Genomic DNA, 23,549 nt, shown 5'->3' on the forward strand with positions numbered 1-23,549 from the left:
TTCGATCCCTTATATGGGAAGCGTTCCCCCCATCCGCAAAGGTCACAGGCGCGAAACGGCCTCTTTCGCGGCTTGATATTCCGCAGCCAGCCGGTCGATGCGCACGCCCGCCGGTTCCACCGCGCGCACCGCGCCGATGCCCTGACCCGCGCCCCAGATCGTGGACCAGGCCTTGGGTTTCGACGATCCGTCGCCAAAGTTCATCGCGCTGGCATCCGCCCCCGCCAGGTTGTCCGGGTCCAGCCCCGCCTTGCGGATCGACGGCGCCAGATAATTGCCCGACACCCCCGTGAACAGCGACGAGGTGACGATGTCGGCCGCCGTGCTGTCCACGATCATCTGCTTGTAGTCGGGTTGGGCATTCGCCTCCTCGGTCGCGATGAAGGGGCTGCCGATATAGGCCAGATCCGCCCCCATCACTTGCGCCGCCAGCACCGCGCGCCCCGTGGCGATCGACCCCGACAGCAGCAGCGGCCCGTCGAACCACTCGCGGATCTCCTGGATCAGGGCAAAGGGCGATTGCGGCCCCGCATGCCCGCCCGCGCCCGCCGCGACCGCTATCAGCCCGTCGGCGCCCTTTTCCACGGCCTTTTTCGCGAAAAGTTGTTGATCACGTCATGCAGCGCGATGCCGCCGCAGTCATGGGCGGCCTGGTTCACCTCGACCCGCGCGCCAAGGGAGGTGATCCAAATCGGCACCTTGTGGCGGTGACAGATCTCGATGTCGCGCTCCAGGCGCGCGTTGCTGCGATGCACGATCTGGTTGACCGCGAAGGGGGCGGCGGGGTTGTCCGGGTTCGCCTGGTTGTGGCGGTCCAGTTCCTCCTCGATCCGGGTCAGCCAGGCGTCCAGCAGGGACGGCTCTCCCTCACCCTCGCGCGCGTTCAGCGCCGGAAAGCTGCCGACGATGCCCGCCTTGCATTGCGCGATGACCAGATCGGGCCCCGAGACGATGAACATGGGCGAGGCGACGACCGGAATGCGCAGGCCCTGCAGGATCGGTGGCAGCATGAATGTTCTCCCTTGGATTTGCGCCACGATGCCCGCGCCTTGGGCAGCGGGCAAGCCGTGACGCGGCGACAGGGCCGGACCTCTGGCCATCGTGGGTTCCGCGGCGTAAGCCGGGGGCGGAATTGCACATCGTGAAAGGCCCGCCCCATGATCCGTCCCGCCCTTGCCCTGATGCTGAGCGCCGCGCCCTTGGCCGCGCAGACCCCGGACGACACGTCCCGCATCGCCGTCATGTCGGCCTTCGAGCCTGAATGGATCAGCCTGCAGGCCGACCTTGAGGGCGCGGAAACCCAGACCATCAACGGCACTGAGTTCATCACCGGCACCCTGTCGGGGCAGGAGGTCGTGCTGTTCCTGTCGGGCGTGTCGATGGTCAACGCGGCCATGACCACGCAGATGGCGCTGGAGCGGTTCGACATCGAGGCGATCGTGTTTTCCGGCATCGCGGGCGGCGTCGATCCGGCGCTGAACATCGGCGACGTGGTCGTGGCCGACCAGTGGGGCCAGTGGCTGGAGACGGTGATGGCGCGCCGGACCGAGGATGCTTCGCCCTGCCGGGGTTCCTGGACTCGCCCTTTCCGAATTACGACATGATCTATACCCGTGAGACGACCGTGGCATCCGACCGGGGCGCGCCCGAGACGCGGTTCTGGTTCCCGTCCGACCCGGCCCTGCTGGAGGTTGCGGCCCGCGTGGCCGAGGCGACCGATCTGGCCGAGTGCAACGCCGACAACGACTGTCTGACCACGGCCCCGCAGATCCGCGTCGGCGGGAACGGCGTGTCGGGGTCGTCCTTCATGGACAATGCGGGGGTGCGCGACTGGCTGTCCACGACCTTCGAGGCGCAGGTGGTGGACATGGAATCGGCCGCCGTGGCGCAGGTGGCCTGGTCGAACCAGGTGCCGTTCATCGCCTTCCGGTCGCTGTCCGACCTGGCCGGCGGCGGCGAGGGCGAGAACGAGATGGGCGTCTTCATGTCGCTGGCCTCCGAGAATTCGGCGGCGCTGGTCAAGGCCTTCCTTGCCGAGATGCCCTGATGGAAAAGGCCCCCGGATCGCTCCGGGGGCCGTCTTCCCTAGTGGACCTTTGGACGCGGGCCTTCGCCGATCGCGCCGAGGCGCGGCCCGGCATGGCCTACGCGGTCGCCGACCAGCAGCCTTCGGGGCTGGCGCTGACCGTGACCGTCGCGCCGTCCAGCACCTCTCCGGACAGCAGCAGTTCCGCCAAGGGGTCCTGCAACGCGCGCTGGATCACGCGCTTCAGCGGGCGCGCGCCAAAGACCGGGTCATAGCCCTGATCGGCCAGCCACATCCGCGCGGCGTCGTCCACGTCCAGCGTGATCTTGCGACCCGCAAGACGCTTCTCCAGCCGCGCCATCTGCACCTTGACGATCCCGTCCATGTTCGTCCGCGACAGGCGGCGGAAGATGATGATCTCGTCCAGGCGGTTCAGGAATTCGGGGCGGAAGTGACCGCGCACCGCCTCCATCACCTGATGGCGGGCATCTGACGCATCGGCCTCCTCGGGCAGGTGCGACAGCGCCTGAGAGCCCAGGTTCGAGGTCAGGATGATCAGCGTCTGCTTGAAGTCCACCGTCCGGCCCTGACCGTCGGTCAGCACCCCGTCATCCAGCACCTGCAGCAGCACGTTGAACACATCCGGATGTGCCTTTTCGACCTCGTCGAACAGGATCACCTGATAGGGCCTGCGCCGCACGGCCTCGGTCAGCACGCCGCCCTCGTCATAGCCGACATAGCCCGGAGGCGCGCCGATCAGCCGGGCCACGGAATGCTTTTCCATGAACTCGGACATGTCGATGCGGACCATCGCGCTGTCATCGTCGAACATGTATTCGGCCAGCGCCTTGGTCAGTTCCGTCTTGCCGACGCCGGTGGGGCCCAGGAACAGGAACGACCCCAAGGGCCGATCCTCGTCGTTCAGACCGGCACGCGACCGGCGGACGGCGTTCGACACCGCCGTGACAGCCTCGGCCTGACCGATGACGCGCTTGCCGATCTGTTCCTCCATCTTGAGCAGCTTGTCGCGCTGGCCTTCCAGCATCTTGCTGGTCGGGATGCCGGTCCAGCGCTCGACGACCTCGGCGATCTGTTCGGGGCGGACGGCCTCCTCGACCATCAACCCGTCGGCGCCGCCGTTCTCGGCCTCGGCCAGCTGCTTTTCAAGGCCGGGGATGACGCCATAGGACAGCTCTCCGGCGCGGGCCAGGTTGCCCTCGCGCTTGGCCTGGTCCAGGTCGGCGCGGGCGCGGTCCAGCTGTTCCTTGAGGTCGCGCGACCCCTGCAGCTTGTCGCGCTCGGCCTGCCAGCGGGCGGTCATCTCGGCGCTGCGCTCCTGCAGGCCGGACAGGTCCTTCTCCAGCCGCTCCAGCCGGTCCTTGGAGGCCGCGTCGTCCTCCTTTTTCAGGGCCTCGGCCTCGATCTGCAGCTGCAGGATCTGGCGATCCAGCTGGTCCAGCTCCTCGGGCTTGCTGTCGACCTCCATCCGAAGGCGGCTGGCCGCCTCGTCCATCAGGTCGATCGCCTTGTCGGGCAGGAAGCGGTCGGTGATATAGCGGTGCGACAGCGTCGCCGCCGCGACCAGGGCCGCGTCGCTGATCCGCACGCCGTGGTGCAGTTCGTATTTTTCCTTGATGCCGCGCAGGATGCTGATCGTGTCCTCGACCGTCGGCTCCTCGACCAGCACGGGCTGGAAACGCCGGGCCAGCGCCGCATCCTTTTCGATATACTTGCGGTATTCGTCCAGGGTCGTGGCGCCGACGCAGTGCAGCTCTCCGCGCGCCAGCGCAGGCTTGATCAGGTTCGCGGCATCCATCGCGCCGTCGCCCTTTCCCGCGCCGACCAGCGTGTGCAGCTCGTCGATGAACAGGATGATCTCGCCGGCGGCGGTCTCGATCTCCTTCAGGATCGACTTCAGCCGCTCCTCGAAATCGCCGCGATATTTCGCGCCCGCGATCAGCGCGCCCATGTCCAGCGCCATCAGGCGCTTGTTGCGCAGGCTTTCGGGCACGTCGCCGTCGATGATGCGCAGGGCCAGGCCTTCGGCGATGGCGGTCTTGCCGACGCCGGGTTCGCCGATCAGCACGGGGTTGTTCTTGGTGCGCCGCGACAGGACCTGCATGGCGCGGCGGATCTCTTCGTCGCGGCCGATGATCGGGTCGATCTTGCCGTCGCGGGCGGCCTGGGTCAGGTCGCGGGCGTATTTCTCCAGCGCCTCATAGGTATCCTCGGCCGATGCGGTGTCGGCGGTGCGACCCTTGCGGATGTCGGTGATGGCCGCGTTCAGCGCCTGCGCATTGACCTTGCCAGCGGTCAGCGCGTCGCGGGCATTGGTGTTGACCATTGCCAGCGCCATCAGCACCCGTTCGGCGGGCACGAAACTGTCGCCGGCCTTCTTGGCCACGGACTCGGCCTCGTCCAGCACGCGGACCAGCGACGGGTCGACATAGACCTGACCGCTGCCCGATCCGCTGACCTTGGGCTGTTTCGCCACGGCTGCGTCCACCGCCTCGCGCACGCGCTTGGCGTCGCCGCCCGCGCGGGTGATCAGGTTCGAGGCAAGGCCCTGGTCGTCATCCATCAGCGCCTTAAGAAGATGCTCGGGCATCACGCGCTGCTGGTTCTCGCGGATCGCGATGGTCTGGGCGGATTGCAGGAAGCCGCGCGACCGTTCCGTGAACTTTTCCATGTTCATCGGCAGTACTCCTTTTGCAAAGCCCCCGTGCTGATGGCGCCCTGTTGCGGCACGCCCCCGGTCCGGGTCTGATAGGTCAGATTTGGGGGGGTCGCGGGGTGGTTTCAAGCGTGCCATAAGGCCTGCGGAACAAAGACAGGGGACGGATGATGGATGACCGGCTGATCGTGGCGCTGGACGTGCCGAATGCCGTGGCGGGGATGGACCTGGCCGGCAGGCTTGGCGATGCCGTGGGCTTCTACAAGATCGGGCTGGGCATGCTGACCGGCGGCGGGCTGGCCCTGGCGATGGAGCTGAAGCAGGAGCACGGCAAGCGCATCTTCCTGGACATGAAGCTGTTCGACATCGGTGCCACGGTCGAGGCCGCGGTGCGGGGCCTGGCGCAGTTCGACCTGGATTTCCTGACCGTGCATGGCGACCCGCATGTGGTGGCGGCGGCGAAACAGGGGGCTGCGGGGTCGAACCTGAAGATCCTGGGCGTGACCATCCTGACATCGCTGGACCGGGCCGACCTGGACGCAGGCATGATGCAGGCGGGCGATCTGCATCAGATCACCGTCGAACGCGCCGCCCGCGCCTTCGAGGCGGGCGCAGACGGCATCATCTGCTCCCCGCGCGAGGCCGCCGACATCCGCGCCCTGCCGGGATCGCGCCTGATCGTGACGCCGGGCGTGCGCCCCGCGGGTGCGGCCCTGGGCGATCAGAAGCGGGTCGAGACGCCCGCATCGGCCATCGCGGCGGGCGTCGATCACATCGTTGTCGGCCGCCCGATCTGGCAGGCCGCCGAACCGCGCGCCGCGGCGCAGGCGATCCTGGCCGAACTGGCTTGACGCGCGCCGCCCCCGCGTCCCAGCATGGCGCGAAACGCGGGGGTGGCGATGGACGATGACGGCGGCGCGCAGAAGGTCCGCAACGAGCTGGTCCTGTCCTTTCTGTCGGTGCGCCGCGCCATCGGGGCCCTGGGCTATTTCCTGCCGCTGGCGCTGATCGCCTATGCGGTGCTCTGGCCGGAACCGCTGCGGACCAGCATTTCGGCCTATTACTATTCGCCCATGCGCGAGGTGTTCGTCGGTACGCTGATCGCGCAGGCGGTATTCCTGTGGAGCTATGAGGGTTTTCGCCCCAATGCCGGGGAACGGATCACCGACAAGGCGATGGCGCGGCTGGCCGCGGTGTCCATCGCGCTGGTCGCGCTGGTGCCGACCGACGGGCCCGACGGACCGTGCACCGCGCTGGAATGCATCGCGGGGCCGGGTCTGTCGGCGCTGATCCATGTCGCGGCGGCGGGGCTGTTCTTTGGCGCGCTGGCGGTGTTCTGCCTGGTGCTGTTCGTCAAGGGCGACGTGGACAGCCCCGAAAAGGCCGCGTCGAACCGCATCTATCGCATCTGCGGCTGGACGATCGTCGTCAGCATCGGCCTGATCGGGGTGCTGTTCGCGACGGGGCTGGACGATGCGCTGGCGCGCCTGCGCCCGGTCTTCTGGCTGGAGACGGCGGCCACCTTCGCCTTCGCGACCAGCTGGGCGGTCAAGGGCGACAGCCTGCGCCCGCTGACCCGCGCCGTCATGGCCGCATCGCGGTGATCCAGCGGCGGAAATGCGGGATCGCGCGCGGATGGGCCAGATAGTCGGCCACCGGCATCATGCACCATTCCTGACCTTCGTCCCCGAACCGGATCGCGGCGATCTGGGCCGCGCTGATCCGGCTCGCGAACAGCCAGGACACCATGCCGGGGGCGGCGTGGGACGGAAACGCCCGGCCCGTCAGCGCCTGCGGGGGCAGGTGCAGGCCGAATTCCTCATCCAGTTCGCGCAGGGCGCATTGAACCGGCGTCTCAGGCCCCTCGCGCCCGCCGCCGGGCAGGTCCCAATGCGCGGGAAAGGGCAGGTCGGCGCGATCGTCGCGCAGACAGGTCAGCAGCCGGTCGCCATGGGTCAGCAGCAGCTTGGCACCGTTGAAGACCGCGTCGGTCATTCCGCGGCGACGCGCCCGCCCGAATGATCCTGGCCCAAACCGGACAGGCGGCCGATCACCCGGGCGATTCGCGCCGCGAAGTCGTCGAAATCGGCGCGGGGGGTGATCGTCGCCTCGTCCATATAGAGCGAGCGGTCGATCTCCAGCTGGACGACATGGACGTTCTGGGCCGGGCGGCCATAGGCGGAACAGATGTAGGCGCCTGAGAACGGCGCGTTGCGGCGCAGGGTCCAGCCCTCGGCCTCGACCGCGGTGCTGACGGCGTCCGAGATGCGCGCCGCCGCCGACAGGCCGTGACGGTTGCCCAGCACCATGTCGGGGCGCGTGCCCTGCAGGTGCGACAGCGCGTCATGGGGCATGGAGTGCATGTCGATCAGGATCGCCTGCCCGAATCGGGCGCGGGCCTGCGCGATCAGCCCGGACAGGGCCGCGTGATAGGGTCGCCAGCAGGCGTCGATGCGGCGGTCGGCCTCGGCCCGGTCGATCTGGCGGTCGTGAATCACCCGGCCCTGGCTGACCACGCGGGGAATCACCCCCAGCCCGGCCAGGGTGCGCTGGTTCAGCGGGTGGCGGGGCACGCCGCGCACGACCAGGGGGTCGATCTCGTCCGCGCCGCGGTTCAGGTCCACGATGCAGCGCGGGATGCGCGCGGCCAGCGTCACCGCGCCAAAGGCCGTGGCGGGCGCGATCAGGCGGTCGATATAGGCATCTTCGGACGATCGCAGGGTCTGGACGGGCAGGCGGGTGCCCTGCAGGAACCAGTCGGGATAGTCGCAGCCCGAATGCGGGGACGCGAAGATCACCCCCGACAGCCAGTGGCGGGGGCGGGTCACGACATAGGGCAGATCAGGCTGGGACAAGGCAGACCTCGGCATCCGGCGCGTCTTCGCATATAAACCTGAAAAATAGCCCTCCGATAGGCCTTGAATACCCCAGAGACCTCGGCTAAAGACCTGCGGACCGAGGGGATTGCACCGGGTTTTCGCAAGGAAACGTGATGGAATCACCAAGGAACGGGCGGTTAGCTCAGCGGTAGAGCACTACGTTGACATCGTAGTGGCCACTGGTTCGATCCCAGTACCGCCCACCATTTTTCGCCGCCCCCGGCCGTTTGTCGGGGGCATTTCGTTTTCCAATGCGGCTGCGACGCGCCGCGACGATGGAGAAAACCGATGAAGGTTCGCAACTCGCTCCGCTCGCTCAAGAGCCGGCACCGCGACTGCCAGGTCGTGCGCCGCAAGGGCCGCATCTACGTGATCAACAAGACCAACCGCCGCTTCAAGGCCCGTCAGGGCTGATCGGCGCGGTCCTGGCCGGGTCATCCGGCAGGTCACGCGGAAACGACAGGATCACCCGCCCCGAACAGGGCGGGTTTTTTCATGCCTGATTGCCGTCCGCGTTAAGGTTTTATCAACTTTTCCGTACGATGCCGGGCACAGGCGCGCTAGGATCAGGGCATCGGCATGGGGCCGGTCGTGAACGGGGTCGGGGTCGATGATCATTCTGGGCGGGATTCTGGGCGTGCTGATGGCCGGGATGATGGTCGATGTCAGCGCACTGACCAGCCGGCAGGCCGATGACGACCACGACGACGACACCCCCGCGCCCGAGGAGGATGACGGCGAGAGCCTGCCCCCCACCATGCCCGAACCGGAGGCTGAACCGGAGGCCGAACCCGAGCCTGAACCGGAGCCCGAGCCGGAAGAATCCGTGGTCGAGGGGTCGGACGGCCTGGATTTCCTGATGGGGACGCCCGGCGACGATCTGATTCGCGGTCATGGCGGCGCCGACGACCTGCGGGGCGGCCTGGGGAATGACACCATCGAGGCCGGGGCCGGCGATGACTGGGTCCAGGGGGACGCGGTCTATGGGCCCGGCGGGGACGACCTGATCTATGGCGGCGAGGGCGACGACCTGCTGGCGGGGCAGGGCGGCAACGACATGCTGTTCGGAGAGGATGGCGACGACACGCTGATGGGCGGCGAGGGCGACGATTCGCTGTTCGGCGGAGAGGGGAACGACGTCCTGGCGGGCCATGAGGGCGACGACCTGCTGGTCTCGACCGGTGGCACCGACGATCTGGACGGAGGAGCTGGCAATGACGTGCTGATCGGCCATGACGGCCCCGAGACCGTCTGGATGAACGGCGGCGAGGGTGACGACACGCTGATGCCCGGCGCGCATGACTTTGCCTCCGGCAACGCCGGCGACGATACGTTCGTGCTGCGCCAGATCGATGAGGGGTTCCCGACGCTGGCCGATTTCCACGGCGATCACGACCAGCTTGTGCTGCATCTGGACGCGCAGGTCGCACGGGACGCGCAACTGACCCTGCGCGAGGATGACGACGGCAGCGTGCTGCTGGAGGTGAACGGCCAGGCCGTGGGCCGCCTGCTGAACGCCGAGGCCCTGCGCCTTGAAGATGTCCGCATCGTGGCGATCGGCGGCTGAACGGGCTTTCCTTTTGGCGCCACCTGGGCTAGACGCGCGCATCCGCCGGGCATCCGGTCCGTGCGGTGTCCCATGGACCTTGCTGGACGACATCCCGGCCTGTGCCCTCACCCTTCATCCGAAAGGAGATCCCGATGTCGATCACCGTCGAAGAAAAAGCCCGCGTCATTGCAGAGTTCGGCACCAAGGAAGGCGACACCGGTTCGCCCGAGGTCCAGGTTGCGATCCTGTCCTCGCGCATCGCGACCCTGACCGAGCACTTCAAGTCGCACAAGAAAGACAACCACTCGCGTCGTGGTCTGCTGATGATGGTCGCACAGCGCCGCAAGCTGCTGGACTATCTGAAGAAGAAGGAAGAGGCGCGTTACACCGCCCTGATCGGCAAGCTGGGCCTGCGTCGCTAAGACCGGCACCCCGCGATCCCTTGCGCCCGCGACATTGTCGCGGGCGTTTTGCGTTGCGGGGGGATGTCCTTAAGGTCAGGTGGCTTGATCGAACCGCCAAGTCCCAAGGCACGGTTCGGCGAAAAGAATCAAAGTCAAATCAAGATGTTGTCGCGGATTGTGTGTTGAGTCCGCCTTTGCAGGCGTCTTGCGGCCGTAGACCATTCGATAAAACTTTCAGGACCGTGTTCTGGATCGGTTGGAGAGTTGACATGTTGATCAGTGGATTGACCAATGGCTGGCGCGGAAACGCCGCCCCGGCACCCAGCAGCCCCCCGCCGCAGCGCGCGCAGGAAACACCGCCCGCCCAGCAGATCCAGCCCGTACCGGCCGAGGAGCAGGCGGTTCCTGTGCAGCAGCAGCCGACACCGGACCCCGACGCAGGCCGTGACCCCGACGCGATGGCACGCGCCGCCGAGACGAGCCGGCAGGCCGAGGCGCAGCCCACCCCCGACCGGCCGGCCGCGATCCCTGTCGACGCGGACCCCGCGCCGCAGACGGCAGCGCCGCTGCCCGTCGCAGCCCCGGCCGTGGCCGAGGGGCAGCGCCTGGACGAGGAGGCGCAGGCCCGCAGCTTTGCCGAAAGCCAGTTGCAGCGCGACCGCCTGCTGGGCCTTGCCAGGGCTGGCTATGCCGAGCTGCGCGACCTGTTCCGCCCGGCCGCGGCGGATGCGCCGCCGGCGCCCGGGACCGCGCTGGTCGCGGATCGCCGCGCGCTGGTCGTCACCTGACGCAACGGCCCGGATCGCAGGCCGGAAATGGGCGGTCGCCCCCTGGTGCGGCCGCCTTTGGCGCCTCTGTCGCCACCCTTCCCAAATCAGGCGTTTTCCTGTATGGCCCCTGTCATCTGTGACGTGAGGTCCTGCCCCGGGGCACATGCAAAGGATAGGGGCGGCGGCAATGGGGCCGCGATACATGACATGGGTGGCCGGAGGGCCGGTGCACCCTTTGAGGAAATCAGATGTTTGATGAAGTGAAGAAATCGATCCAGTGGGGCCAGGAAACCCTGACGCTGGAAACGGGCAAGGTTGCCCGTCAGGCTGACGGCAGCGTCATCGCCACTTTGGGCGAGACCAGCGTCATGGCCAACGTCACCTTCGCAAAGGCGCCGAAGCCCGGACAGGACTTCTTTCCGCTGACGGTGCACTATCAGGAAAAATACTATGCCGCCGGCAAGGTGCCGGGCGGCTTCTTCAAGCGCGAGGCGCGTCCGTCCGAAAAGGAGACGCTGACCGCGCGCCTGATCGACCGTCCGATCCGCCCGCTGTTCGCCCCCGGCTTCAAGCATGAAGTGCTGGTGATGTGCACCGTGCTGTCGCACGACCTGGTCAACGATCCCGACATCGTCGCGATGATCGCCGCCAGCGCCGCGCTGACCATTTCGGGCGTGCCCTTCATGGGCCCGATCGCGGGTGCGCGCGTCGGATTCTCGAACGGCGAATACGTGCTGAACCCCGAGGTCCAGGACATGGACCACCTGCGCAACAATCCCGAACAGCGCCTGGACCTGGTCATCGCCGGCACCGCCGATGCGGTGATGATGGTCGAATCGGAAGCCTATGAGCTGACCGAAGAGGAAATGCTGGGCGCGGTGAAGTTCGGCCATGACGCGATCAAGCCGGTGATCGACCTGATCATCGACCTGGCCGAAGATGCCGCCAAAGAGCCGTTCGACTTCCAGTCGCCCGACTACAGCGCGCTGTACGGCCGTGTGAAGACCCTGGGCGAGGCCGACATGCGCGCCGCCTACGCGATCCAGGACAAGTCCGAGCGTCAGGACGCCATCGCCGCCGCCAAGACAAAGGTCAAGGACGCCCTGACCGAGGAAGAGCTGGCCGACGCGAACTTGGGTTCGGCGCTGAAGAAGCTGGAATCGGGCATCCTGCGCGGTGACATCATCAGCGGCGGCGCCCGCATCGACGGTCGCGACACCAAGACCGTCCGTCCGATCGTCAGCCAGGTCGGCATCCTGCCCCGCACCCACGGTTCGTCGCTTTTCACGCGCGGCGAGACGCAGGCGCTGGTCGTGACGACCCTGGGCACCGGCGATGACGAACAGATCATCGACGCGCTGCACGGCAATTCGCGTTCGAACTTCCTGCTGCACTACAACTTCCCGCCGTATTCGGTCGGCGAAGTGGGTCGCGTCGGCAGCCCCGGCCGCCGCGAGATCGGCCACGGCAAGCTGGCATGGCGCGCGCTGCAGGCGGTTCTGCCCGCGGCGACGGACTTCCCCTATACCATCCGCGTCGTGTCCGAGATCACCGAATCGAACGGTTCCAGCTCGATGGCGTCGGTCTGCGGCGGTTCGCTGTCGATGATGGATGCGGGCGTGCCGCTCAAGGCGCCGGTCGCCGGCGTGGCGATGGGCCTGATCCTGGAAGAGGACGGCCGCTTTGCCGTGCTGACCGACATCCTGGGTGACGAAGATCACCTGGGCGACATGGACTTCAAGGTGGCGGGGACCGAAAACGGCATCACGTCGCTGCAGATGGACATCAAGGTGGCCGGCATCACGCCCGCGATCATGGAACAGGCCCTGGCCCAGGCCAAGGACGGTCGTCTGCACATCCTGGCGGAAATGGCCAACGCCCTGACCGCAGGCCGGACCGAGTTCAGCGCCCACGCGCCGCGCATCGAGACGATGCAGATCCCGACCGACAAGATCCGTGAAGTGATCGGTTCGGGCGGCAAGGTCATCCGCGAGATCGTCGAGGTTTCGGGTGCCAAGGTCGACATCAACGACGATGGCGTGATCAAGATCGCCTCGGCCAACGCCGATTCGATCAAGAAGGCCTATGACATGATCTGGTCGATCGTGGCCGAACCCGAAGAGGGCAAGGTCTATGTCGGCAAGGTCGTCAAGCTGGTCGACTTCGGTGCCTTCGTGAACTTCTTCGGCAAGCGGGACGGACTGGTGCATGTCAGCCAGATCGCCAACCGCCGTCTGGGTCACCCCAATGAGATCCTGAAAGAGGGCCAGGAGGTCCGCGTCAAGCTGCTGGGCTTTGACGACCGTGGCAAGGTCCGCCTTGGCATGAAGATGGTCGATCAGGAGACCGGGGCCGAGATCGAGGAAAAGCAGGAGCAGTCGGCCGAAGGCTGATCTCTGCGCTGAAAGACCGAAGGGGGCAGGGCATCTGCCCCTTTCGACATTGCGCACGCGACGGTCGTGCCCGCTGCAAGGCCCATGTCATGACTGAAAAGCCCTTCATGCCCCCCGAAAAGACGCTGGCCCAGAAGCTGGACCGCGAGACACGGCGCGTCGGCCGCCAGATCGCGGCGCTTGTCCTGCCGTCCTGGGGCCATGTCGCGCGGGCGGCGCACGATCTGCGGCGCCACAAGACGGTGCGCGTGACCGAAGGCGCGCAGCCCCTGATGGACGAGGTCGCGGTCCTGCTGATCTATCAGCGCGCGGGTTGCTGGATTCGACGCTGTGGCAGCTGCGCTGGATGGCGTCGCAGGGCGTGTCGGTCGTCGTGGTGACCAATGCGCCGCTGGCGGCGGATGACCGGGCGCGCCTGGCCGAGCTGTCCCATCTTGTCGTCGAACGGCCCAACCTGGGTTATGATTTCGGCGGATACCGCGAGGGCGTGCTGCAGGTTCTTGACCGCGGCATTCGCCCCAAGGCGCTGTACATCATGAACGACAGCATGTGGTTCCCCCTGTCCGAGGATTCCGACGTGCTGGAGCGCAGCCGCGCCGCGCCCGAGGATCTGTGGGGCCTGTTCATCGACCTGGACCAGCAGCACCGTGAAACGGGCGACATGACCGCCCAGCACGTGCAGTCCTATTTCTTCCGCTTTTCCGGCCAGATGGTCCGCGACCCGGATTTCGACCGCTATTGGCGCAAGATGTCGCTGGTCAATGAAAAGCGGATCGTGATCCAGCTGCGCGAGCTGGGCCTGACCCGCCATTTCCGCAAGCTGGGCTATTCCGTCGGCGGTCTGCACAGCTGGCGCGAGGTGGTCGAGTTCCTGCTGTCCCTGGACGACGAACAGATGATGCGCGACATCCTGCATCACCAGGCGCAGGTGAACCGCAAGGATTCCCGCCTGCTGGAGCCGTTGCTGGCCGACCCGACGCTGAGCGCGCTGCAGATCCGCGACATGCTGCGCGACCGCATCGACAACACCGACCTGTTGGTCTTTTCGACCGCGCTGCATCCGGCGGTCATGACGTCGCTGAACTTTCCGTTCCTGAAGAAGCAGCGGGTTGAGATGATGGTCGGCAAGCGCGCCAAGATGATCGAGCTGGGCCTGCACGCGGCCTATCCCGAACCGATCCGGCACGAGGTCGAGATGTGGGACAAGCGATGACCGAACCCCTGCTGATCCTGACGATGAAATGGGGCACGCTGTACAGCAGTGCCGACGTGAACCGGCTGGCGGCGCAGGTGCGGCGGCATCTGGACCGCCCACATCGGTTCATCTGCTTCACCGACGACGCAGCAGGCCTTGATCCGCAGGTCGAGGCGATGCCGCTGCCCGAACTGGGCCTGCCACAGGGGCATTCCGACACGCGCTGGCGCAAGCTGGCGCTGTTCCGGCGCGATCTGGGGGGGCTGTCGGGGACGGCGCTGTTTCTGGACATCGACCTGGTGGTGGTGGACGATCTGGGGCCGTTCTTTGATCTGCCCGGCGATTTTTTCATCATCCGCGACGATGATCTGTTCCGGGCAAAGCCCCTGCGCAAGGTCAACCCGGATCGTGACCGCTTCCTGCACAGCGTCGGCAATTCCAGCGTGTTCCGGTACCGGATCGGCGATCATGCCTATGTCCTGGACGCCTATCTGGCCGATCCGGCCGCGGCGACCGCCGGGTTCGAGATCAGCCAGCAGTTTCAGTCGGCGCAACTGGCCGCCTACGGGAACCTGCATTACTGGCCCAAAGGCTGGTGCGTCAGTTTCAAGAACGATTGCGTGCCGCGCAATCTGGCCAGCTATCTGCGCGATCCGACCCTGCCCGAAGGGGCGAAGATCGTGCTGTTCGCCGGGGCGCCCAAGATGGAGGACGTCTTTGCCGGACGGGGACACAAGTGGTACCGCCGCATCGGCGATATCGGCTGGCTGCGCCGTGCATGGGAAAACCCGTGATCCGCGACGCCTTCCGACAGTTCAAGCATCGCCGCAGGCTGGCCCGCGCGCTGGCGGAAACCGCCAGCCGCCCGGACCGCCCCGGCAAGCCGCACGGCCTGTCCGCGCCGCTGATCGTGTCGCTGACCAGTCACCGGGCGCGGTTCGCGACGCTGGCGCCGACGCTGCGCGCGCTGCTGCGTCAGACGGTGCAGCCGGACCGCGTGATCCTGTGGCTGGACGAGGGCGATCAGCAGCACCTGGCCCCCGAGGTTCAGGCGATGACCCGGCTGGAGATCCGCGTCTGCCCGCTGTGGCGGTCCTACAAGAAGATCGTGCCGACGCTGCTGGAACACCCCGACGCGTTCATCGCCACGGCCGATGACGACCTGTACTATCCTGCCGACTGGCTGGAGCGTCTGGTCGATGCCGCACGCCAGGGTGCCGGCATCGCCTGCCTGCGCGCGCATGGCGTGGTGATGGAGGGCGCGCGTCCCGCCCCCTACGAGGCGTGGGATCACAACCTGCGTTCGCCGCAATCCGGGCCGCTGGTCTTTCCGACCGGAGTGTCCGGGGTGATCTATGCGCCGGGGGTGTTCCACGCGGACGTCACCCGCGACGACCTGTTCATGCGGCTGTCACCGGGGGCGGACGACATCTGGCTGTACTGGATGCATCGGATGGCCGGATCGCAGCCCGTCAAGATCGGCGACCGCGCCCGCATCTTTGAGTGGGAGGGCAGCCAGGCCGTCAGCCTGCGGTCAGTGAACCGGCCCGCAACCGGGCAGGGCGGCAATGACCGTGCCATCGCCGCCCTGCTGGATCACTATGGCTGGCCGTCTTAGGCCGGGTCTTTCGCATAGCGCAGATAGGGCAGCTTGATGTCCAGCGGGCCGTATTTCTCCTCGGCCGCCGCATCGTCCAGCGACAGGGCCACGATCACGTCCTGACCCGGCACCCAGTTGACGGGCGTGGCGATGGGCTTGCCGTCGGTCTTTTGCACCGCGTCCAGCGCCCGCAGGATTTCCGCAAAGTTGCGGCCGACCGACATCGGATAGGTCATGGTCAGGCGAACCTTTTTGTCCGGCCCGATGATGAACACGGTGCGCACGGTCGCCGAATGGGCCGGCGTGCGGCCTTCGGTCGGCAGGTAGTATTCGGCGGGCAGCATGTCATAGGCCTTGGCCACGGTCAGGTCGGTGTCGTCGATCATCGCGAAATTCGCCGGAACGCCCGCGACCTTGCCGATGTCGGCCTTCCATTTCTGGTGGTCGTCCACGCTGTCCACGGACACGCCCAGAACCTTGGTGCCGCGCTTTTCGAATTCGGGGGCCAGTTGGGCGACCGCGCCGAATTCCGTGGTGCAGACCGGGGTGAAGTCGCGCGGATGGCTGAAGATGATCGCATAGCTGTCGGCGATCCAGTCGTGAAAGCGGATCTGGCCTTCGGTCGAATTGGCGGTGAAGTCGGGGGCGATGTCGTTGATGCGCAGGGACATGGGCGCTCCTTTTCCGGTTGGTTGCGTTGTCCCATAGATAAGGGCGGCGGCGCGGAATGCCAGTGGCGGCGCCACGCGGCCGGGGTTGCGGCGCGGCCTGCGGGGTGACAGGCTTTGCCCAAATGCCAATCAGGAGGACCAGATGCTGGACCAGCGGAAATTCTATATCGATGGGGCTTGGGTTGATCCCGTGCAGGCGCGCGACCTGGAGGTGATCGACCCGTCGACCGAGGATGCGGTGGCCGTGATCTCGATCGGCGATCAGGCGGATACCGATGCGGCCGTCGCCGCGGCCAAGCGCGCCTTTCCGGCCTGGGCCGCGACGCCGCCCGCCGAGCGCCTGGCCGTGGTCGAGCGCATCCTGGCGGTCTATGAGCGACGCATGCCCGACATCGCCCGCGCGATCAGCCTAGAGATGGGCGCGCCCCAGGACATGTCGCTGGCCGACCAGGCCGAGGCAGGGGCTTGGCACACGCGCAACTTCATCACCGCCTTCAAGGATTTCCAGTTCGTCCGTCCCTTGGGCGCGCATGCGCCCGGCAGCATGGTCGCATGGGAGCCAGTGGGCGTTGTCGGCCTGATCACTCCCTGGAACTGGCCGATGAACCAAGTCACGCTGAAGGTGATCCCGGCGCTGCTGGCGGGTGACACCTGCGTGCTGAAACCGTCCGAGATCGCGCCCCTGTCGTCGATGGTCTTTGCCGAAGTGCTGCACGAGGCGGGCGTGCCTGCGGGCGTGTTCAACCTGGTGAACGGCGACGGGGACGGGGTCGGCAGCCAGCTGTCGGTGCATCCGGACGTCGAGATGATCAGTTTCACCGGGTCGACCCGCGCCGGCATCGCGATCAGCAAGGCGGCCGCGGACAGCCTGAAGAAGGTGGTGCTGGAACTGGGCGGCAAGGGCGCGAACGTCGTCTTCGCCGATGCCGACGACAAGGCGGTGGCACGCGGCGCGCGGCATTGCTTCTACAACAGCGGCCAGTCCTGCAATGCGCCGACGCGGATGCTGGTCGAACGGTCGGCCTATGACCGCGCGGTCGAGGTCGCGGCCAAGGTGGCCGAGGAGACCGCCGTTGCGACCGCGCACCAAGCCGGCAAGCATATCGGCCCGGTGGTCAGTCGCCAGCAGTGGGACAAGATCCAGGGCCTGATCCAGGCCGGCATCGACGAGGGCGCGCGCCTGGTCGCCGGTGGGACCGGCCTGCCCGAAGGGGTGAACCGCGGCTATTTCGTGCGGCCGACGGTCTTCGCGGATGTGTCGAACGACATGACCGTGGCCCAGCAGGAGATCTTTGGTCCGGTGCTGTCGATCATTCCCTTCGACAGCGAGGAGGAGGCCGTGGCCATCGCCAACGACACGCCCTATGGCCTGACCAACTACGTCCAGTCGCAGGACGGCGCGCGTCGCAACCGCGTAGCGCGCCAGCTGCGGGCCGGGATGGTGGAGATGAACGGCGAATCGCGCGGGGCCGGGTCGGCCTTTGGCGGGGTCAAGAAATCCGGCCGGGCACGCGAAGGCGGCGTGATGGGGCTGGAGGAGTTCATGGACAGCAAGGCCATCAGCGGATGGGACCGCGACGCCTGAAACGACGCGCGGATTTGCGTCCCGCGCCGTGCCGGGGGGACTTCCCGTCCCCCCGGACCCCCCTGCGGGAGTGCCTCGCATGCCGGGATGCGGTGTGACCGGTTGCAAGATGGCGCTATGTTAACGGGGTGCAATTGCGGGGGCATCGCCCCCGCGCGAAAGCCGGCCCCCTCGATGGGGGCCGGCTTTCGCCGCCACCGCCCGGCAGGGCAAATGGCGATCCGCTGCGGGGCTCAGCCGATCTCGGCCAGGAAGATGTAGCCCGCGCCGTAGATCGTCTTGATCAGGCGGGGGTTCTTCGGGTCTTCGCCCAGCTTGGTGCGCAGCCGAGAGATGCGGACGTCCATCGCCCGGTCGAAGCTGTCCCCCGCCGTGCCTCCCAGGGTTTCCAGCATCTGCGCGCGGGTGATCAGGCGGCGGGGATTGTCGGTGAACAGGCGCAGCACCTCTGCCTCGGCGTGGCTCAGCGGCGTTTCGGTGCCGTGGGGTGATGTCAGCAGATAGCGGTCGAAATCCGCAGTCCAGCCCGCAAAGCGCAATGTCTGCGCACGGGTTGCCGCACCTTGCGCCGGCTTGCGCAGGCGGGCGCGGATGCGGGCGACGACCTCGGCCGGCTCGAAGGGCTTGGTGATGTAATCGTCGGCCCCCAGTTCCAGCCCCGTCACGCGGTCCTGGACCTGTGCGCGCCCCGATACGATGATGATGACCGCGCCCGAATCCGACGCAAGCCGATGAACCAGCGCCAGCCCGTCCCGGTCCGGCAGGCCCAGGTCGATCAGGCAGGCATCCGGCGTGATGCGGCGCAGGGCTGCCTCGAATTCGGTGGCGCGGCCGAAGCTTTGGGTGCGAAAGCCAGCCTGCTCCAGCGCCGCCGACAGGATGCGGCGGATCTGCGGTTCGTCGTCCAGGATCGCGATCAGGGGGGCGTCGGTCATGGCATCTCCTTTGCGGGGGCGGCCAGCGCGGCGGCCAGGCGCGGCGCCGTCACGGGCTTGGTCAGCACCGGCACCGGCGCGCGGGCGCGCAGCGGATCGCCCGGCGGCAGCGAGGTCATCAGCACCAGCGGCACGCCCCCCGCCAGATCCAGTCCCAGCCCGTCGCCCAGCTGGATGTCCGACAGGATCACCTCCAGCCCCGGCAGGTCGGTCAGCGCGCGCGCCTCGGACAGGGACGCGGCCTCGATCACCGCGTGGCCCAGCCCGGTCAGCTGGTCGCGGACCTGGGCGCGGATCTGGTCGTCATCCTCGACCAGCAGGACCATCCGCCGCGCGACGGGTCGCCAAGGCAGGCGCAGCACGACCTGCGCCCCGCGCGGACCGTTTGACAGGCGCATCGTGCCGCCGACCATCTTGGTCTGGTCATAGACCATCGACAGGCCCAGACCCGAGCCCTGCCCCTTTTTCGTGGTGAAGAAGGGCTCCGTCGCGCGGGACAGGGCCTCGGGGGTGAACCCCGGACCGGTATCGCCCACCGTCAGCTCCAGCCAGTCGCCGCTGCGCCGCGCCTTCAGCGTGATGACGCCGGGCGCGGTGATCGCAGCGTTGGCGTTCAGGATCAGGTTCAGCGCCGAATCCTGCAGCGCGCCGGGGTCCAGCAGCAGCTGTCCCGGCGGCAAGGCCACCGCCAGGTCCAGGCGTGTGCCCTCGGACAGCGACGGGCGGGCCAGCACCGCCAGGTCGGACAGCAGCGCGGGCAGGTCGGTCGGCTCCAGCGCGGGTTCGCGCGCGCCGGTGATCTGCGCCAGCCGATCCAGCAGCGAGGCCCCGCGACGGGCGGCGGCCAGCGTCGCGTGCACATCCTCGGCCGCATCCGGCGGCAGGTCGCGGGCAGACAGCCGGGCCTGCAGGCCCAGGATGATCGTCAGCAGGTTGCCGAAATCATGCGCCATGCCGCTGGTCAGCTGTGCGGCCAGGTTGCGGCGCGCGGCATGGGCCAGCGCCTCGCGCGACTGCACCTCGGCGCTGACATCGGTGGACAGGATATAGACGCCCTGCCCGTCGCGGTCGGGGGTCAGCGCGATGCGGATGCGCCGACCGGACGTGGGATGCGTGATCTCGAACACCTGCGGGTCGCCTGACAGCGCGCGGTCCATGAAGGGGCGCAGCGTCTGGGCCGTGGCCGTGCCAAGCGCCTGTTCCAGCGTCAGGCCGATGATGTCGCCCTCGGCCCCCGGAAAGATCACCGGCAGGCGGCGGTTGGAAAACGTATAGCGATACTGTGCATCCATATGCGCGATATGGGCGGGGACCATCTCGGTCACCTGTCGCGTGCGGGCCTCGGTCCGGGTCAGGATGCGCTGCGCCTCGGACAGGGCGGCGTTGGTCGCGGCCAGCTTGCGGTTCGCCGCCGCCAGCCGTTCGGCGTTCAGCAGCACCTGTTCCGACAGCGCGTCCGACCGCGCCCGCAGCAGCGATTCCTGACGCTTGATGTCGGTGATGTCGGTATAGACGGTGACCCAGCCCCCTTGGGACAGCGGCGCGCCCTCGACCGCGACCCACCGGCCGTCGGCGCGTTCGCGTTCGAAGTAATGCGGCTGGAACGTGCGGGCCTGGGCCACGCGCAGGGCGACGGCCTGTTCGGGATCCTCGGTCGGGCCGTATTCGCCGCGCCGGGCCAGGAAACGGATCGTGTCCTCGAAATGGCTGCCGGGCAGGGTTAGGTCGTCGGGCAGGTCGAACATCGTCTGATACTGGCGGTTGGCCACCGCCAGCCGCAGGTCCGCGTCAAAGATCGACAGCGCCTGGCCGATCAGGTTCAGCCCCGACCGGGTCAGGTCGGCGCGGATCTCGGCCCGCGTGACGGGGTCGGGGTGGTGCATGGCGGTCTCCTCCGCCTCTTGGCCTAGCACCGGCGCAGGCCCTGCGAAAGCGTCGTAACATTTCGTTGGAATCGCGTAAAACTGGCGCAAGGATTGGCGCCAATGGTATGTGTGTCGCGGGGCACGGGGAGGTGCCGCACGACAGGGCGCCCACGCGCCTTGAGGGAGGACAAATGACCGTTCAGCAAACGCCCCCGGGCGACCTGCAATCCGTGCCCGCGCTGCTGGCGCGCAACGTTGCCCGCTTTGGCGACCGCCCCGCATATCGCGAGAAGGAATTCGGGATCTGGCAAAGCTGGACCTGGACCCAGGCCGCGGACGAGATCCGCGCGCTGGCGATGGGGCTGATGGCGCAGGGGCTGGTCCCGGGCGATCACATGGCGATCATCGGGCGCAACCGCCCGGCGCATTACTGGGGCATGATCGCGGCGCAGATGTGCGGCGCCATCCCTGTGCCCCTGTACCAGGACGCTGTGGCCGAGGAGATGGCCTATGTGCTGGACCATTGCGGCGCGCGTTTCGTGCTGTGCGGCGATCAGGAGCAGGTCGACAAGGTGCTGGAGGTCGAGCAGACCACCGGCGCGTCGGCCCGTATCATCTATACCGACGCGCGCGGCCTGCGGAAATACGACCATGCGAACATGGCGTCGATGGCCGATGTGCAGGCGCAGGGACGGGCCGGGGCCGCGACCCTGGGGCCGCGACTGGACGCGATCGTGGCGGGGCTGAATTACGACAGCACCTGCGTGATGCTGTACACCAGTGGCACGACGGGCAAGCCCAAGGGCGTCGTCTTGTCCAACCGCAACATCATCGAGACCGCCCGCAACACCGCCGATTTCGACCATCTGACCGAGGTCGAGGAGATCGTGGCCTATCTGCCGATGGCCTGGGTCGGCGATTTCATCTTTTCGATGGGTCAGGCGATGTGGTCCGGCTTCACCGTGAACTGCCCCGAAGGGGCGCACACGATGATGACCGACATGCGCGAGATCGGGCCGACCTATTTCTTTGCGCCCCCGCGCGTGTTCGAGACGCAGCTGACCTCGGTCATGATCCGCATGGAGGATGCCAGCCGCCTGAAACGCTGGCTGTTCAAGCGCGGCATGGCGGTCGCGCATCGCGCGGGCCCGGCGCTGCTGGACGGCAAGACCGTAGGCCTTGGCGACAAGCTGGCCTATGCCTTGGGCAAGGTGTTCGTCTTTGGCCCGCTGAAGAACACCCTGGGCCTGAGCCGCGTGCGCGTGGGCTATACCGCCGGAGAGGCGATCGGGCCCGAGATCTTTGATTTCTATCGCAGCCTGGGGATCAACCTGAAGCAGCTTTACGGCCAGACCGAGGCATCGGTCTTTATCACCCAGCAGCCCGACGGCAGGTGCGGTCCGACACGGTGGGCGTGCCCAGCCCCGGCGTCGAGGTCCGCATCGGCGACAACGGAGAGGTCTATTACCGCAGCCCCGGCACCTTCGTCGAATATTACAAGAACGCCGACAGCACCGCGTCCACCAAGGACGCCGAGGGCTGGGTTGCCACGGGCGATGCGGGGTTCTTCGAGGAGGCGACCGGTCATCTGCGCATCATCGACCGCGCCAAGGACGTGGGCCGCATGGCCGACGGGTCGATGTTCGCCCCCAAATATGTCGAGAACAAGCTGAAGTTCTATCCCAACATCCTGGAGGCCGTGGTCATCGGCAACGGCCGCGAGTTCTGCACCGCGATGATCAACATCGACCTGACCGCGGTGGGCAACTGGGCCGAAAGGAACAACATCGCCTATGGCAGCTATCAGGAACTGGCGGGCCACCCGCAGGTCTATGATCAGATCCGCCAGCATATGGAGGCCGTGAACGAATCCGTGGCCCAGGACCCGATGCTGTCGGGCTGTCAGGTTCATCGGTTCCTGGTGCTGCACAAGGAGCTGGACCCCGATGACGGAGAGATGACCCGCACCCGCAAGGTCCGCCGCGCCGTCATCACCGAGAAGTTCCACGACCTGGTCACCGCACTCTATGACGGATCGTCCAGCGTGCACACCCGGACCGAGGTCACATACGAGGACGGCCGCAAGGGCGCGATCAGCGCGACCCTGCGCATCGAGGATGCCCGCGTCTTCGGCGACGCGGCCCGGCACAAGGCAGCGGCGGAATGAATGCGATGACACAGGACGGATACGTGACCGCCGACGGCCGCCAGATCGGCCCCGTGGTGATGGAGCTGAAGAACATCACCCTGCGGTTCGGCGGCGTGGTCGCCATCAAGGACATCAGCTTCGACATCCGCCAGGGAGAGATCCGCGCGATCATCGGCCCCAACGGCGCGGGCAAGTCGTCGATGCTGAACGTCATCTCCGGGTTCTATCACCCGCAGGACGGCCAGGTGATCTTCAAGGGCCAGCCGCGCCCGGCGATGAAGCCCTATCAGGTCGCGCGGCTGGGCATCGCCCGCACCTTCCAGAACATCGCGCTGTTCGACGGCATGTCGGTGCTGGACAACATCATGACCGGTCGCCTGAACAAGATGAAGGCGGGCTTTCTGTCCCAGGCCATCTGGTGGGGCGCGGCCGAGCGCGAGGAGAACGAGAACCGCGCCGCGGTCGAACGCATCATCGATTTCCTGGAGATCCAGAACATCCGCAAGACGCCCGTGGGACGCCTGCCTTACGGCCTGAAAAAGCGGGTCGAGCTGGCCCGCGCGCTGGCGGCCGAACCGAACCTGCTGCTGCTGGACGAGCCGATGGCCGGCATGAACGTCGAGGAGAAGGAGGACATGTCCCGCTTCATCCTGTCGGTGAACGACGAATTCGGCACCACCATCTGCCTGATCGAACACGACATGGGCGTGGTCATGGACCTGTCAGACCGCGTGGTCGTGATGGATTACGGCAAGAAGATCGGCGACGGCACCCCCGCCGAGGTGCGCAGCAATCAGGCGGTGATCGACGCCTATCTGGGCGTGGCCCATGACTGACCGGAAAGGAACCGCGTG

The 23,549-nt window shown here is 67.1% G+C and carries 20 protein-coding genes, 1 tRNA gene and 3 pseudogenes; 17 read left to right on the forward strand and 7 right to left on the reverse strand.

The window, feature by feature from the left end:
• Window positions 1-42: 42 nt before the first annotated feature.
• Window positions 43-1,010, reverse strand: a pseudogene (locus tag TY51_RS02240) (NAD(P)H-dependent flavin oxidoreductase).
• A gap of 147 nt (window positions 1,011-1,157) precedes the next feature.
• Between TY51_RS02240 and mtnN the strand changes: the two are divergent.
• Window positions 1,158-1,604, forward strand: a complete 447-nt coding sequence (gene mtnN, locus TY51_RS23890) for a 5'-methylthioadenosine/S-adenosylhomocysteine nucleosidase (RefSeq protein ID WP_197054605.1) — start codon at window positions 1,158-1,160, stop codon at window positions 1,602-1,604.
• A complete protein-coding gene (locus tag TY51_RS23895) occupies window positions 1,601-2,047 on the forward strand; it encodes a 5'-methylthioadenosine/S-adenosylhomocysteine nucleosidase (RefSeq protein WP_197054606.1) in 447 nt (148 codons plus the stop codon). Before mtnN ends, TY51_RS23895 begins: the two co-directional genes overlap by 4 nt.
• Before the next feature lie 38 nt (window positions 2,048-2,085).
• Here TY51_RS23895 and clpB read toward each other — a convergent pair.
• A pseudogene (clpB, locus tag TY51_RS02250) lies at window positions 2,086-4,721 on the reverse strand (ATP-dependent chaperone ClpB).
• A 149-nt stretch (window positions 4,722-4,870) separates the two neighbouring features.
• Between clpB and pyrF the strand changes: the two are divergent.
• Window positions 4,871-5,551 (forward strand): orotidine-5'-phosphate decarboxylase, encoded by a 681-nt coding sequence (gene pyrF / locus TY51_RS02255; RefSeq protein ID WP_042245360.1) that lies wholly within the window; start codon window positions 4,871-4,873, stop codon window positions 5,549-5,551.
• A 48-nt stretch (window positions 5,552-5,599) separates the two neighbouring features.
• Entirely contained in the window at window positions 5,600-6,304 is a 705-nt protein-coding gene (locus tag TY51_RS02260) for a DUF998 domain-containing protein (RefSeq protein ID WP_042245275.1), read from the forward strand.
• Here the strand turns inward: TY51_RS02260 and TY51_RS02265 are convergent.
• Together TY51_RS02265 and TY51_RS02270 are read right to left on the reverse strand one after the other, a co-directional pair.
• The gene (locus TY51_RS02265; protein WP_042245278.1) at window positions 6,285-6,695 is read right to left on the reverse strand and encodes an NUDIX hydrolase; all 411 of its coding nucleotides are present in this window, start codon (window positions 6,693-6,695) and stop codon (window positions 6,285-6,287) included. The genes TY51_RS02260 and TY51_RS02265 overlap by 20 nt on opposite strands.
• Window positions 6,692-7,555 (reverse strand): N-formylglutamate amidohydrolase, encoded by an 864-nt coding sequence (locus TY51_RS02270; protein WP_231558862.1) that lies wholly within the window; start codon window positions 7,553-7,555, stop codon window positions 6,692-6,694. The genes TY51_RS02265 and TY51_RS02270 overlap by 4 nt, the downstream gene beginning before the upstream one ends.
• 155 nt (window positions 7,556-7,710) lie before the next feature.
• On the opposite strand from TY51_RS02270, the gene TY51_RS02275 reads away from it, so the two are divergent.
• From TY51_RS02275 to TY51_RS02320, 10 genes are all read left to right on the forward strand, one after another.
• A tRNA-Val gene (locus tag TY51_RS02275) sits at window positions 7,711-7,785 on the forward strand.
• A gap of 82 nt (window positions 7,786-7,867) precedes the next feature.
• Window positions 7,868-7,993, forward strand: a complete 126-nt coding sequence (ykgO, locus tag TY51_RS02280) for a type B 50S ribosomal protein L36 (RefSeq protein ID WP_042245282.1) — start codon at window positions 7,868-7,870, stop codon at window positions 7,991-7,993.
• A 196-nt stretch (window positions 7,994-8,189) separates the two neighbouring features.
• The gene (locus TY51_RS02285) at window positions 8,190-9,146 is read left to right on the forward strand and encodes a calcium-binding protein (RefSeq protein ID WP_052649674.1); all 957 of its coding nucleotides are present in this window, start codon (window positions 8,190-8,192) and stop codon (window positions 9,144-9,146) included.
• 134 nt (window positions 9,147-9,280) lie between these two features.
• On the forward strand, window positions 9,281-9,550 hold the full coding sequence (gene rpsO, locus TY51_RS02290; protein ID WP_042245285.1) for a 30S ribosomal protein S15: 270 nt from the start codon (window positions 9,281-9,283) through the stop codon (window positions 9,548-9,550).
• A gap of 251 nt (window positions 9,551-9,801) precedes the next feature.
• Window positions 9,802-10,320: a hypothetical protein gene (locus tag TY51_RS02295; RefSeq protein WP_042245287.1), complete on the forward strand. Its 519-nt coding sequence runs from the start codon at window positions 9,802-9,804 to the stop codon at window positions 10,318-10,320.
• Between the two features lie 230 nt (window positions 10,321-10,550).
• Window positions 10,551-12,695, forward strand: coding sequence for a polyribonucleotide nucleotidyltransferase (gene pnp, locus TY51_RS02300; RefSeq protein ID WP_042245288.1), 2,145 nt, complete (start codon window positions 10,551-10,553; stop codon window positions 12,693-12,695).
• Window positions 12,696-12,784: 89 nt separating this feature from the next.
• Complete coding sequence (locus TY51_RS02305; RefSeq protein ID WP_042245290.1) at window positions 12,785-13,075, forward strand: hypothetical protein; 291 nt, start codon at window positions 12,785-12,787, stop codon at window positions 13,073-13,075.
• Entirely contained in the window at window positions 13,009-13,908 is a 900-nt protein-coding gene (locus TY51_RS02310) for a rhamnan synthesis F family protein (RefSeq protein ID WP_156117836.1), read from the forward strand. Before TY51_RS02305 ends, TY51_RS02310 begins: the two co-directional genes overlap by 67 nt.
• Complete coding sequence (locus TY51_RS02315; RefSeq protein WP_042245296.1) at window positions 13,905-14,684, forward strand: hypothetical protein; 780 nt, start codon at window positions 13,905-13,907, stop codon at window positions 14,682-14,684. Before TY51_RS02310 ends, TY51_RS02315 begins: the two co-directional genes overlap by 4 nt.
• Window positions 14,681-15,508, forward strand: a complete 828-nt coding sequence (locus TY51_RS02320) for a glycosyl transferase (protein ID WP_042245299.1) — start codon at window positions 14,681-14,683, stop codon at window positions 15,506-15,508. The genes TY51_RS02315 and TY51_RS02320 overlap by 4 nt, the downstream gene beginning before the upstream one ends.
• Here TY51_RS02320 and TY51_RS02325 read toward each other — a convergent pair.
• A complete protein-coding gene (locus TY51_RS02325) occupies window positions 15,505-16,161 on the reverse strand; it encodes a peroxiredoxin (RefSeq protein ID WP_042245302.1) in 657 nt (218 codons plus the stop codon). The genes TY51_RS02320 and TY51_RS02325 overlap by 4 nt on opposite strands.
• A 142-nt stretch (window positions 16,162-16,303) precedes the next feature.
• Here TY51_RS02325 and TY51_RS02330 point away from each other — a divergent pair, with 142 nt between their 5' ends.
• The gene (locus TY51_RS02330) at window positions 16,304-17,746 is read left to right on the forward strand and encodes an aldehyde dehydrogenase family protein (protein ID WP_042245305.1); all 1,443 of its coding nucleotides are present in this window, start codon (window positions 16,304-16,306) and stop codon (window positions 17,744-17,746) included.
• 233 nt (window positions 17,747-17,979) lie between these two features.
• Here the strand turns inward: TY51_RS02330 and TY51_RS02335 are convergent, their stop codons facing one another.
• Both TY51_RS02335 and TY51_RS02340 read right to left on the reverse strand, forming a co-directional pair.
• The gene (locus TY51_RS02335; RefSeq protein WP_042245308.1) at window positions 17,980-18,681 is read right to left on the reverse strand and encodes a response regulator transcription factor; all 702 of its coding nucleotides are present in this window, start codon (window positions 18,679-18,681) and stop codon (window positions 17,980-17,982) included.
• Window positions 18,678-20,564: a PAS-domain containing protein gene (locus tag TY51_RS02340; protein WP_042245311.1), complete on the reverse strand. Its 1,887-nt coding sequence runs from the start codon at window positions 20,562-20,564 to the stop codon at window positions 18,678-18,680. The genes TY51_RS02335 and TY51_RS02340 overlap by 4 nt, the downstream gene beginning before the upstream one ends.
• A gap of 173 nt (window positions 20,565-20,737) precedes the next feature.
• Between TY51_RS02340 and TY51_RS02345 the strand changes: the two are divergent.
• Window positions 20,738-22,713: pseudogene (locus TY51_RS02345) on the forward strand (AMP-binding protein).
• Complete coding sequence (locus TY51_RS02350; RefSeq protein WP_042245314.1) at window positions 22,710-23,531, forward strand: ABC transporter ATP-binding protein; 822 nt, start codon at window positions 22,710-22,712, stop codon at window positions 23,529-23,531. The pseudogene TY51_RS02345 and the gene TY51_RS02350 overlap by 4 nt, the downstream one beginning before the upstream one ends.
• Window positions 23,532-23,549 lie beyond the last annotated feature (18 nt).

The sequence above is a fragment of the Paracoccus sp. PAMC 22219 genome (assembly GCF_000787695.1).
Taxonomy (GTDB): Bacteria; Pseudomonadota; Alphaproteobacteria; order Rhodobacterales; family Rhodobacteraceae; genus Paracoccus.